10 protein-coding genes are annotated in these 11,478 nt (G+C 67.5%); 8 read left to right on the top strand and 2 right to left on the bottom strand.

Annotation, left to right across the window (positions count from 1 at the left end):
- Positions 1–215: 215 nt before the first annotated feature.
- Entirely contained in the window at positions 216–812 is a 597-nt protein-coding gene (locus tag AC3FJ6_RS16805; RefSeq protein ID WP_400393639.1) for a winged helix DNA-binding protein, read from the bottom strand.
- Between the two features lie 204 nt (positions 813–1,016).
- On the opposite strand from AC3FJ6_RS16805, the gene AC3FJ6_RS16800 reads away from it, so the two are divergent.
- From AC3FJ6_RS16800 to pgi, 7 genes are all read left to right on the top strand, one after another.
- On the top strand, positions 1,017–2,387 hold the full coding sequence (locus AC3FJ6_RS16800) for an amidase (protein ID WP_488772919.1): 1,371 nt from the start codon (positions 1,017–1,019) through the stop codon (positions 2,385–2,387).
- A gap of 133 nt (positions 2,388–2,520) precedes the next feature.
- Positions 2,521–3,492, top strand: coding sequence for a TRAP transporter substrate-binding protein (locus AC3FJ6_RS16795; RefSeq protein ID WP_488772918.1), 972 nt, complete (start codon positions 2,521–2,523; stop codon positions 3,490–3,492).
- 125 nt (positions 3,493–3,617) lie between these two features.
- A complete protein-coding gene (locus AC3FJ6_RS16790) occupies positions 3,618–4,169 on the top strand; it encodes a TRAP transporter small permease subunit (RefSeq protein ID WP_400393636.1) in 552 nt (183 codons plus the stop codon).
- Positions 4,169–5,479, top strand: coding sequence for a TRAP transporter large permease (locus tag AC3FJ6_RS16785; protein ID WP_153948163.1), 1,311 nt, complete (start codon positions 4,169–4,171; stop codon positions 5,477–5,479). The genes AC3FJ6_RS16790 and AC3FJ6_RS16785 overlap by 1 nt, the downstream gene beginning before the upstream one ends.
- Before the next feature lie 55 nt (positions 5,480–5,534).
- Entirely contained in the window at positions 5,535–7,166 is a 1,632-nt protein-coding gene (locus AC3FJ6_RS16780; protein WP_488772917.1) for an NAD(P)H-hydrate dehydratase, read from the top strand.
- On the top strand, positions 7,163–8,110 hold the full coding sequence (locus AC3FJ6_RS16775; protein WP_488772916.1) for a DMT family transporter: 948 nt from the start codon (positions 7,163–7,165) through the stop codon (positions 8,108–8,110). The genes AC3FJ6_RS16780 and AC3FJ6_RS16775 overlap by 4 nt, the downstream gene beginning before the upstream one ends.
- 283 nt (positions 8,111–8,393) lie before the next feature.
- Positions 8,394–10,022, top strand: coding sequence for a glucose-6-phosphate isomerase (gene pgi / locus AC3FJ6_RS16770; RefSeq protein ID WP_488772915.1), 1,629 nt, complete (start codon positions 8,394–8,396; stop codon positions 10,020–10,022).
- A gap of 59 nt (positions 10,023–10,081) precedes the next feature.
- Here pgi and AC3FJ6_RS16765 read toward each other — a convergent pair whose 3' ends face one another.
- Positions 10,082–10,780, bottom strand: a complete 699-nt coding sequence (locus AC3FJ6_RS16765; RefSeq protein WP_153948159.1) for an ABC transporter ATP-binding protein — start codon at positions 10,778–10,780, stop codon at positions 10,082–10,084.
- Between the two features lie 10 nt (positions 10,781–10,790).
- Between AC3FJ6_RS16765 and AC3FJ6_RS16760 the strand changes: the two genes are divergently transcribed.
- Positions 10,791–11,474, top strand: a complete 684-nt coding sequence (locus AC3FJ6_RS16760) for an arylesterase (RefSeq protein ID WP_488772914.1) — start codon at positions 10,791–10,793, stop codon at positions 11,472–11,474.
- Positions 11,475–11,478 lie beyond the last annotated feature (4 nt).

Raw genomic sequence — 11,478 nt, 5'->3', positions numbered from 1 at the left:
TATTGTACCTTGTTGGCGGCCGCTTTTTGCATTGCGCAATGCGGCGCGAACGGACAGCCTGGGGAAAGTCTGGCCCCAGACCGCAATTCGGCCTGTCTCGTGGCGCATCCGGCGCCTCGAACGCCGTTGGCCAGCCACCTGGGCCCGACTCGGCGCGAGAACACGAAAGTGGCCGATTTCATGCGAAAGCCGCCCAAAATCGCCCGAAAGTGCCGTCAGAGAGAGGTGGCGGAACGCGCGGCCTGCTCGTAGAGACCGGTCAGCACGCGCAGCAGCCGCGCCAGTTCGCCGATCTCGACGTTTTCATCACTGCCCTCCGTGAAATTGCTGGTCAGGCATTGCTCGCGGATTTCCCGATACCGGGAGCAGGCCTCGGTACCGGCCTGCGTGGTGGCGTAGGTCGCCTCCTTGCCCACCCGCTCGCCCGCCACCAGCCCCAGCCCCACTAGCTTTTTTAGCGAATACGTCACCAGGTGCGTGTCCTCGACGTTGAGGACGAAGCAGATGTCGGCCAGCCGCTTGGCCCGGCCGCGATGGTTCACATGGTGCAGCACCAGCACATCGAGGAAGGTCAGATCGCGCACGCCGGCCGCGCCCATGCAGCGGACCACCCAGCGGCTATAGGCGTTGTAGGCCGTATTCAGGCCAAACTCGAACTCGGACAGCTCCGGGCTGCGTACCGACACCAGGTGCGACGACGACACAATGTTGACGCCTGCGGCCCGGGCCAGCGGCGCGGTCCGCGCCGCGGCGTCCAGGGTCGCGCCCTCGGCGGCATCGGCGTGGCGTTCCGGGGCGGGCTTGCGGGCCATGAATGGGTCTCCCAGTAAGGTCGGCGGGTGCAGCGGGTGATGGCCAAGGTGGCCACGGTGGCGATAGGTGAAAGCCCGAAGCGGGTTCGGGCAATTTCAGCTTGACAGTTTATCGGCGAATTCTCAGCATGAATACCTTAATTCACAGAGGCAATGCGTGGATGCGGTCTGGTTCCGCAACGCCTTTCATCGTCACGCCGCCGCATGCTGCCTCATCCTGTTCCGCTCGAATCGCTTGAATCGATCCACACCAGCCTGCGCGCCGGCCAGACGTCCCGCGCGGACCTGATCGCCGACGCGGCCGCCCGGGCCGCGAGCCCCGCCGGCAAGGCCGTCTACCTTCACACCACCTTCGATGCCGCCCGCCAGGTGGCGCACGCCGCCGACGCGGCCGCGCGCGCCGGCAAGCCGCTGCATCCGCTGGCCGGCCTGCCGGTATCGGTCAAGGATCTGTACGACGTGGCCGGCGAGGTCACGCGCGCCGCGTCGGCCGCCCGTGAGGATGCGGCACCCGCCACGGCCGATGCCGCCGTGGTAGCCCGCCTGCGCGGGGTTGGGGCGGCCCTGGTTGGCCGCACCAACATGACCGAATTCGCGTTCTCGGGCGTCGGCATCAATCCCCATTTCGGCACGCCGGTCAATCCGTGCGACGACACGACCGCACGCATTCCGGGCGGTTCTTCGTCGGGCGCAGCGGTTTCCGTCGCGCTGGGCACGGCCGTGGCGGCACTGGGCAGCGACACAGGCGGATCGATCCGGATTCCGGCAGCCCTGTGCGGCATCACCGGCTACAAGCCCACCGCGCGCCGTGTGCCACTGACCGGCGCGTTTCCGCTCTCCTCCACGCTCGACACGGCCTGCGCCATGGCGCGCACGCTGTCCGACTGCATTGCAGTGGACAGCGTCATCGCCGACGCCCCGGTCATTCCGGTCGTCAACGCGCCCACGGCCTTGCGGCTGGCCATTCCGCGCCAGCTGGTGCTCGACGACATGGACGACGCCGTGGCGCGTGCCTTCGACCGCGCCATGGGCCGGCTGTCGGCGGCGGGGGTACACGTGGAACACGTGGACATGCCCGAGCTGGCCGAACTGGCCGGCCTCAACGCGGCCGGGGGTTTCTCGGCGCCCGAGGCCTTTTCCTATCACCGCGCCCTGCTGGCCACCCATCGCGACCGCTACGACCCGCGCGTGCTGAGCCGTATCGAGCGCGGCGCCGCGATGAGCGCGGCCGACTACATCGCGCTGCACCGCGCCCGGCTGGACTGGATTGCCCGCATGGAAGCGCGCCTGGCTCCGTTCGATGCCGTGGTCTGCCCGACCGTGCCGATGGTGGCCCCGCAGATTGCCCCGCTGGTGGCCGACGATGCCCTGTTCTTCCGCACCAACGCCCTGCTTCTGCGCAATACGTCGGCTTTCAATTTCCTGGACGGCTGCTCGGTGTCGCTGCCGTGCCAGGCGCCGGACGAACTGCCCGTGGGCCTGATGCTGTCGCACGGCCCGATGCGCGACGCCCACCTGCTAGGCACGGCCCTTGCATTGGAATCGATCGTTCGACCGTCACAGCACGCAGGCTGAGCCAGGCCCGCGCCGTGACCGCAGTACCGCGCTTATGTCTCAGACATTGAGACCCAGCGCGGCGGCAGTTCCAGGTAGTTCCAAACCCGCGCGGCCGGGCAGGCGCCCGAGCGCAACACCAGGAGAGATCGAGATGCGAGTCAAGGCAATGGCAGTCGCGGCGGCGGCACTGCTGCTGGCCGCCACGGCGGCACGGGCGGATACCAAGTGGGACCTGCCAACCGGATACCCGGCCACCAACCTGCACACCGAAAACCTGCAGCAGATGGCCAACGACGTGGAAAAGGCCACGGGCGGCAAGCTCAAGATCGTCATCCATCCGAACGGCTCGCTGCTCAAGGCCAACGAGATCAAGCGCGGGGTGCAGACTGGCCAGGTGCAGATGGGCGAGATCCTGATGTCGCTGCTGGCCAACGAAAATCCCGTGTTCGGCGTCGATGCGGTGCCATTCCTGGCCACCAGCTACGCCGATTCGTACCGGCTCTGGCAAGCCTCGAAGCCGGTCACCGACAAGGTGCTCGACCGCCAGGGCATGAAGCTGCTCTACGCGGTGGCCTGGCCGCCGCAGGGCATCTACGCGAACAAGCCGATCAACAGCGTCGCCGACATGAAGGGCCTGAAATGGCGCGCCTACAACCCGGCCACGTCCAAGATCGCCGAACTCGTCAGCGCCCAGCCGGTGACGATCCAGGCGGCCGACCTGGCCCAGGCGCTGGCCACGGGCACGGTCAACTCGTTCATGTCGTCGGGCGCCACCGGCGTGGACACCAAGGTCTGGGAATCGGTCAAGTACTTCTACACCGTCGATGCCTGGCTCCCCAAGAACATGCTGGTGGTCAGCAAGAAAGCGTTCAACGCGCTGGACAAGCCCACCCAGGACGCCCTGCTCAAGGCCGTGGCCGACGCCGAGAAGCGCGGCTGGCAGGTCTCGGAACAGAAGACCAAGGAATACCTGGGCACGCTGTCGAAGAACGGCATGACCGTGGCCCCGCCGTCGCCCCAGCTCAAGACCGACATGCAGAAGGTTGGCGAAGTCATGGTGGGCGAATGGGCCAAAAGCGCCGGCGACGACGGCAAGGCCATCCTCGACGCCTATCGCAAATAAGGCAGCCGGCCCCGGCTTGAACGCCCGCCACGCGTTTTGTTCCACCGGCACGGCGCGCATGCCCCAGGGCATCGCGCCGGGCTTGTTCCATGCTGTCCGCAGTATTACCGGTAGCCTGTTATCTCATGGAAGCCCCCCACATCAAGAAGCGATGGCTCGACCATCTGCTTGACGCGTTTGCCGTCCTCGGCGCGCTCTGCATCCTGGCGGTCTGCATCATGATGATCGCGATGTCGATCTCACGCGAGACCCTGTTCGTGCTCAAGGGCGGCGACGACATCGTCGCCTGGCTGTGCGCGGCCTCCGCCTTTCTGATCCTTGGCCAGACCTTCCAGCACGGCGGCATCGTGCGCGTGGAGATGCTGCTCGATGCGGTCGGCCCCCGCCGCCGCTGGCCGCTGGAGGTGGTATCGCTCACGATCTGCCTGGTGTTTGCCGGCTATGCCGCCTGGGCGCTTGGCACGTTCGCCTGGCAAAGCTGGGACATCAACGATGTCTCGCAAGGCCAGATCGTGATCCCGCTCTGGATTCCGCAGAGCTTTGCCGTGCTCGGCGCCATCGGCTTCCTGCTGGCCGTGGCCGACGAATGGCAGCGCGTGGTGCGCCGGCAGAAGCCGCGCTACCAGCTGGCCCAGGAAGCCAAGCTGGCCGCCGGCGATTTCGGGGAGACCGTCTGATGAGCACCGTACTCGTTGCACTGGTCCTGTTGCTGGTCATGATCGTCTTCCTGGCCATCGGCGCCTGGATCCCCGTCGCCATCGCCGTCACGTCATGGGTGGGTCTGGTGATCTTCTCCGACCACGACGCGCTGGTGAACCTGGCCAACGCGTGGTGGTCGTCCAGCGCCTCGTATACGCTGGCGTCGCTGCCACTGTTCGTGTGGATGGGCGAAATCCTGTTCCGCACCAAGCTGTCCGAGCAGATGTTCAACGGCCTGTCGCCGTGGCTGAACTGGCTGCCCGGGCGTCTCATGCACGTCAACATCCTGGGTTGCGGCATCTTCGGCTCGGTCTCGGGCTCGTCGGCCGCCACCTGCGCCACGATCGCCAAGTCCGCCCTGCCCGAACTGACCCGGCGCGGCTACGACGAACGCGTCACGCTGGGGTCGCTGTCGTGCGCGGGCACGCTGGGCATCCTGATACCCCCGTCGATCACGATGGTCGTGTATGCGGTATCGGCCGATGTGTCGATCATCCGCGTGTTCCTGGCCGGCTTCCTGCCCGGGCTGCTGCTGATGCTGCTGTTCTCGGGCTATATCGTGGTCTGGGCGCTGATGAATCCGAACCGGACCCCGCCGGCCGAGACCTTCGGCTGGGGCGCGCGCCTGGCCTCCATCCGGCAGCTGATGCCCTGCATCATTCTGATCGCCTTCATCACCTGGATCATGATGGCCGGCTACTCCACCGCCACCGAGGCGGCCGCGTACGGCGTGGTGGCATCGCTGGGCCTGGCCTGGGCGGGCGGATCGCTGACGCGCAAGGCGTTCTGGGAAAGCCTGATGTCGGCCACCCGCCTGACCGCGATGATCATGTTCGTACTGGGCGCCACGTCGTTCCTGTCGGTCACCATGAGCTTCACGGGCATTCCGCGGGCACTGGCCGAATGGGTGGCCGCGCTGCACCTGTCGCCGTGGGCGCTGATCGCGGTGCTGACCGTGATCTACATTCTGCTGGGCACGGCGCTGGACGGCATCTCGATGATCGCGCTGACCACGGCCACGGTGCTGCCCATGGTGCAGGCGGCCGGGTTCGATCTGGTATGGTTTGGCATCTTCATCGTGCTGCTGGTGGAAATCGCCGAGGTGACGCCGCCCGTGGGCTTCAACCTCTTCGTGCTCCAGAGCATGACCGGCAAGGACAGCAACTATATAGCGCGCGTGTCGCTGCCGTTCTTCATGATGATGGTCGTTGCCATCGGCATCATCACGGTGTGGCCGACCGTGGTCACCTGGCTGCCCGACGTGGTGATGGCGAAGGAGCTCAAGTAAGCTCCGGAAACCCGCAGCCATCCACAGGAAACCCACCCGGATGCGTGAGCCTGAGATGAATACCGACGTCACCGCTTCCTCCCTGTCCGCCACCCAGCCGGGCACGCCGGCCGAGACCGCAGCCGCGCCCACCTGGATTCCGCTCGACGCGGCCGGGGACGATCCGACCCCGCTCTACGACGTGGCGGCGATCCGCCGGGTCGAACAGGCAGGGCTGGACGCCACGGCGCCCTTCACGCTGATGTCGCGCGCCGGCGCCGCCGCGGCAGACTGGATCCACCACCATGTGCCCAGTGGCCGCATCCTGTTCCTGGCCGGCCGTGGCAATAACGGCGGCGATGCGCTGGCGGCCGCCACGCGCCTGCATCAGGCCGGGCGCCTGGTCGAAGCGTGGTTGATCGCCGAAGCAGACCAGTTGCCGGCCGATGCCGCGCGTGCCTGGTTCGACGCCCGCGCCACCGGCGTGCCGCTGCTGGCCACGCATCCGGACCCCGATGCGGCCTTGCCGCCCTGGCCGACGGGCTGCGTCGCGGTCGTCGACGGCTTGCTTGGCATCGGTCTGAACCGCGCCGCCGATGGCGAGATGGCACGCTGGATTGCGCATCTGAATGCGTCGCACCTGCCGGTGTATGCGCTCGATATCCCGAGCGGGCTCTTTGCCGATACGGGCGCAGGGCAGCCGGCCGTCCGGGCGCGCCGCACGCTGACGTTCCTGGCCGCCAAGCCGGGCCTGCTGACACTGGATGGCCGCGACTGCGCAGGCGCCATCGACATCGCCCCGCTGGGCCTGGACTATCCGCCGGCCGAACGGCCGGTGGCCATCGTCAACCAGCCCGGCGCGTTCCTGCATGCGCTGCCGCGCCGCGACCACGCCGCGAACAAGGGCCGCTTCGGCAGCCTGGCCGTGATCGGCGGCAACCATGGCATGACCGGCGCACCGCTGCTGGGCGCGCGCGCCGCGCTGCATCTCGGCGCGGGCCGCGTGCACGTGGGCTTCCTGGCCCAGCCAGCACCCGCCATCGATCCGGTTCACCCGGAACTGATGCTGCATCAGGTGACCGAACTGTCGCTCGATGCGATGTCGGCTTTCGTGGTCGGGCCCGGCATGGGCAGTGGCACGGCAGCGCGCAAGCAACTGGTCAAGCTGATCGACTTCTGTGCCAATGCGGAGCCGCCGCTGCCGCTGGTGCTCGACGCCGATGCCCTGAACCTGCTGGCGGCTGACGAAGCCCTGAACCAGTCGCTGATCGACAGCGGGCTGGACTACGTGATGACGCCCCACCCGCTCGAAGCCGCGCGCCTGCTGGGCAGCCATGTGGCCGACGTGCAGCGCGACCGCCTGGCTGCGGCGCACGCACTGGCCACCCGCTGGCAAGCCACGGTCGTACTAAAGGGGTCTGGCACGGTCATCGCGACGGCCGAGAGCGCGCCCGCCACCATCAATCCCACCGGCAATGCCGGGTTGTCCACGGCCGGCACTGGCGATGTGCTGGCCGGCATGATCGGCGCGTTGCTGGCGCAAGGCGTGCCGATGCTGGCGGCCGCGCGTGCCGGGGTATGGATTCACGGACGCGCCGCCGATCGGCTGGTGAACGCCGGCACGGGTCCCGCCGGTCTGACCGCGAGCGAGCTCTACCTGCCCGCACGGGCCATCTTCAACGCGTTGCTGCAAGGCGGCGCGGCATGACCCAGGTTGGCACACTGGCCGGCGGCGAAAATGGCGATGGCGCGCGGCGGCGCCTGCTGACCGGCATCGCCCTCCTTGTTATCGGGCAATGGATACTGAGCCTGCTCGACGCCACGGGCAAGACGCTGACCCAGCAGGGCCTGCCTGTGGTGGCCGTGGCGTGGGTCCGGTATCTGGGCCACGTCGTGGCGATCTTCCTGCTGATCGGGCCGGCGCGCTGGCAACGGCAGTCGCGTCCTGCCGCGCCGCGTCTGCAGTGGCTGCGCGGCGCGCTGATGCTGGCCTCGACGCTGGTGTTCTTCAGCGTGCTGAAGCTGATGCCGCTGGCCACCGCCACCGCGCTGAACTTCTGTGCGCCGCTGATCGTCGTGGCGCTGTCGCCGTGGTTGCTGGGCGAGCGCCCCGGCGTGCATGCGCGATGGACGCGCTGGATCGGCGTCGGCATCGGCTTCGCCGGCATGCTGGTGGTGGTCCGCCCCGGCGGCGAACTCGACGCCGTGGGCGTGGGGCTGGGCCTGCTGTCGGCGCTGCTGTTTGCGCTGCTGCAAATGCTGACGCGCCGCATCGCCGCGCATGACGCGCCCATGACAACGCTGATCCAGAGCGGCGTGACGGGTGCCGCTCTGACCACGCTGCTGGTGCCGTTCTTCTGGTTCGCGTCCGTGCCGACGCTGACGCAAGCGGCGCTCCTGCTGTCGGCTGGCCTCACCGGGTCGCTTGGACACTACTTTGTGATCCGCGCATTCCAGTATGCCGACGCCTCGTTCCTGAGCCCGTTCCTGTATTTGCAGATCTTTTCCGCCACCGTGGTCGGATACTTCGCATTCGGCCACCTGCCGGACTGGACCACCGCCCTGGGCATCGCCGTGATCTGCGCCGGGGGCCTGTGCGTGGCAGGCGGCGAACCCGTGCTGCGCCGGGTGGCCACGCGGCTGCGCCGCTAGTCGCCACCGCGCCCCGTCGCCCCCGCCGACGGCGGCGAACGCGCGCTGGCGCACATACCCCCCGTTACGGCCCACCACCACTGCGCAGCCCCGCGCACAAAGCCGGCCCCACGTCGGACAACGCCCGATACGGCGGGAGCGACTCGACTGTTAAGGTTTTGCAGATGCCGCAAGTGGCGTTACGTTTTGCTGCTACTTTCGGCTTTTGACATCACATCGGAGCGATATACTTGCGCTCAGGCCCGTTACACCGGGCCAATGCCCGAGAATTCCAGAACACCCCATGCCGACTGAACTCCACGCCTGGACTGCCCTGCGCCACCACTACGATGCCATCCGCCACACGCCGATGCAGCAGTGGTTCGCCGAGGCCGAAGCCGCCCGCCGCGTCGAGGACTTCTCGCTGGAAGCCGCCGGCCTGTACCTCGACTTCTCGAAGAACCGCATCACGTTCGAGACCTTCGCCCTGCTCATGAAGCTGGCCGAGGAAGCGGGCGTGGCCCAGCGCCGCGACGCCATGTTCGCCGGCGAGCATATCAATACGACGGAAGACCGCGCCGCGCTGCACGTGGCATTGCGCGCCTTGCCCGACGCACCGTTCAAGGTGGACGGGTCATCCGTCATGCCGGGCATCAACGACGTGCTGGGCCGCATGCGCGATTTCGCCGCCCGCGTGCGCACCGGCGGCTGGACCGGGTTCAACGGCCAGACCATCACCGACATCGTCAACATCGGCATCGGCGGTTCGGACCTCGGCCCGCGCATGGTGTGCCGCGCCCTGGCCCACCTGGCGGACCCGCAAGGGCCCCGCATGCATTTCGTGTCCAATGTCGACGGGACCGAACTGGCCGAGACGCTGGTACGGCTGGACCCCGCACGCACACTCGTCATCGTGTGCTCGAAGACGTTCACGACGCTGGAAACCATGGCCAACGCGTGCAGCATGCGCGACTGGTTCCTGCGCCACGGCGTGGCGGAGAACCAGTTGGCACGCCATTTCGTTGCCGTGTCCACCAACCGCGAAGCCGTGGTCAAGTTTGGCATCGACCCGGCCAACATGTTCGAATTCTGGGACTGGATCGGCGGCCGTTTCTCGCTCTGGTCGTCGGTTGGCCTGTCGATTGCGCTGGCCGTGGGCTTCGACGCGTTCGAAGACCTGCTGCTCGGTGGCCGGGCCATGGACGATCATTTCCGCACGGCGCCGCTGGCCCGCAACATGCCCGTGGTCATGGGCATGCTGGGCATCTGGTATCGCAATTTCTTTGGAATGCCGACCAGCTGCATGGCGCCGTATTCGACCTCGCTCGAGCTGTTTCCTGCCTTCCTGCAGCAACTGGAGATGGAAAGCAACGGCAAGTCCGTGCAACTGAACGGCGACCCGGTCCACGCGGAAACATCGCCGGTCGTCTGGGGTACGGCGGGTACCAACGGCCAGCATGCCTACTTTCAGATGATCCACCAGGGCTCGCAGATCGTGCCCGTGGACTTTGTGGCGCCGCTGGTGCCGCCGCGCGACTTGCCCGGCCATCACGCCAAGCTGCTGGCCAACTGCTTTGCCCAGGCCGAGGCGCTGATGCGCGGCCGTGGCGCCGATGAACTGCGCGCCGCCGGTGTCACCGACGAGGCGCGCATCCCGCATATGGTCTTCGAGGGCAACCGCCCCAGCAATACGCTGCTGATGGAAGACCTGACGCCCCACGTGCTGGGCGCACTGATCGCCCTCTACGAGCACCGCACCTTCGTGCAAGGCGTGGTGTGGAACATCAATTCGTTCGACCAGTGGGGCGTGGAACTGGGCAAGATCCTGGCGCGGCCCATTGAACAGGAGCTGACGGGGCAAGGCACGGCCACGCATGATGCGTCGACCGCCGCGCTTATCGCCCGCGCACGTGCCGTGCTCGGGCGCGGCTGAGGCGGGCGGCGGGATCGCTGCCTTCGCAGCCCTTTCTTCCCAGCCTGGCCGGTAGCCGCCTAGATTTCCGTACCCATCAGCTCGTCGCTGGCCACCCGGCCGGCATCGATCGTCAGGACGCGGCCACAACGCGCGGCCACCGAGCGGTCGTGCGTCACCAGTACCAGCGTGGATCCGGCATCGCGGTTGAGTTCGAACATCAGCGCGATCACGGCTTCGCCGGTGGCGGTGTCCAGGCTGCCGGTGGGCTCGTCGGCAAACAGGATGTCCGGCCGTGCCACGAAGGCCCGGGCCAGCGCCACGCGCTGCTGCTCGCCACCCGACAGCGTGCGCGGATAGTGCGTCAGGCGCTTGCCCAGTCCCACACGCTCGAGCATTTCCGTGGCACGCTCGCGTACGCGCGCGGTTTCTCCGCGCAGCTCCAGCGGCAGCATCACGTTTTCCAGCGCCGTAAGGTGCCCGACAAGCTGGAACGACTGGAACACAAAGCCGACATGGCGCCCGCGCAGCGCGGCGCGCTGGTCTTCGTCGAGCTGGAAGATATCCTGCCCGTGCAGGCGAACCGATCCGTTGCTGGGCAGGTCAAGCCCGGCCAGCAGGCCGAGCAGCGTGGATTTGCCCGACCCCGAAGCGCCGACGATGGCCAGCGTTTCGCCGGCCGTGACGGAAAACGAGACGTCGTGCAGAATCGTCAGCGAACCCGTCGTGTCGGCTACGGTCTTTCCGAGTGACTCGACAGCAAGAATGGAAGAGGACATGCGCGAGAGGATGGCAAACGTTGGTCGCCGGCGGATGCTGGCAGCTTGTAGTGCGACAGCGGTCGCCCTGTTCGGTTCACTGCTGACGCCACCCGCCATGGCGCAGGGCGCGGCCACTGCATCGGCCGGGCCCGCGCTGCTGGTGCTGGGAGACAGCCTGTCGGCCGAATATGGCATTGCACGCGGCACGGGCTGGGCAAGCCTGCTGCAGGAACGCCTGCGCCGCGAGCGGTTCGATTATAGCGTCGTGAATGCCAGCATCAGCGGCGAGACCACGGTCGGCGGCAAGACCCGGCTTCCGGACCTGCTCAAGCGGCACAAGCCCGCCATCGTGATCGTGGAACTGGGTGCCAACGACGCGCTGCGCGGCCTGTCGCTGTCATCGACCGAAGCCAACCTGCGCAGCATCATCGGCGATGCACAGAAGGCCGGCGCACAGGTGGTGCTGGTGGGCATGCGTATCCCGCCGAACTACGGGGCCGACTACACCGAACGGTTCTTCGGACTTTTCCCGAAGCTCGCCGGGGAGTACCGGACCCAGCTGGTACCGTTCCTGCTCGAAAAGGTGGTGACACGCCCGGAGTGGTTTCAGGAGGACCGGATTCATCCGACATCGGCCGCCCAGCCCGCGTTGCTGGACATGGTCTGGCCAGCGCTGAAGCCGCTGCTGAAGGCGCCTGCCAAACGCCGCTGATCCT

It is taken from the genome of Cupriavidus sp. 94F1, from assembly GCF_057798875.1.
This window is presented reverse-complemented; position numbering and strand designations above follow the sequence as displayed.

Bases quoted from the DNA above. Each gene is read 5' to 3' on its own strand.
- AC3FJ6_RS16805 (WP_400393639.1), bottom strand. From the start codon at position 812: ATGGCCCGCAAGCCCGCCCCGGAACGCCACGCCGATGCCGCCGAGGGC.
- AC3FJ6_RS16800 (WP_488772919.1), top strand. From the start codon at position 1,017: ATGCTGCCTCATCCTGTTCCGCTCGAATCGCTTGAATCGATCCACACC.
- AC3FJ6_RS16795 (WP_488772918.1), top strand. From the start codon at position 2,521: ATGCGAGTCAAGGCAATGGCAGTCGCGGCGGCGGCACTGCTGCTGGCC.
- AC3FJ6_RS16790 (WP_400393636.1), top strand. From the start codon at position 3,618: ATGGAAGCCCCCCACATCAAGAAGCGATGGCTCGACCATCTGCTTGAC.
- AC3FJ6_RS16785 (WP_153948163.1), top strand. From the start codon at position 4,169: ATGAGCACCGTACTCGTTGCACTGGTCCTGTTGCTGGTCATGATCGTC.
- AC3FJ6_RS16780 (WP_488772917.1), top strand. From the start codon at position 5,535: ATGAATACCGACGTCACCGCTTCCTCCCTGTCCGCCACCCAGCCGGGC.
- AC3FJ6_RS16775 (WP_488772916.1), top strand. From the start codon at position 7,163: ATGACCCAGGTTGGCACACTGGCCGGCGGCGAAAATGGCGATGGCGCG.
- pgi (WP_488772915.1), top strand. From the start codon at position 8,394: ATGCCGACTGAACTCCACGCCTGGACTGCCCTGCGCCACCACTACGAT.
- AC3FJ6_RS16765 (WP_153948159.1), bottom strand. From the start codon at position 10,780: ATGTCCTCTTCCATTCTTGCTGTCGAGTCACTCGGAAAGACCGTAGCC.
- AC3FJ6_RS16760 (WP_488772914.1), top strand. From the start codon at position 10,791: ATGGCAAACGTTGGTCGCCGGCGGATGCTGGCAGCTTGTAGTGCGACA.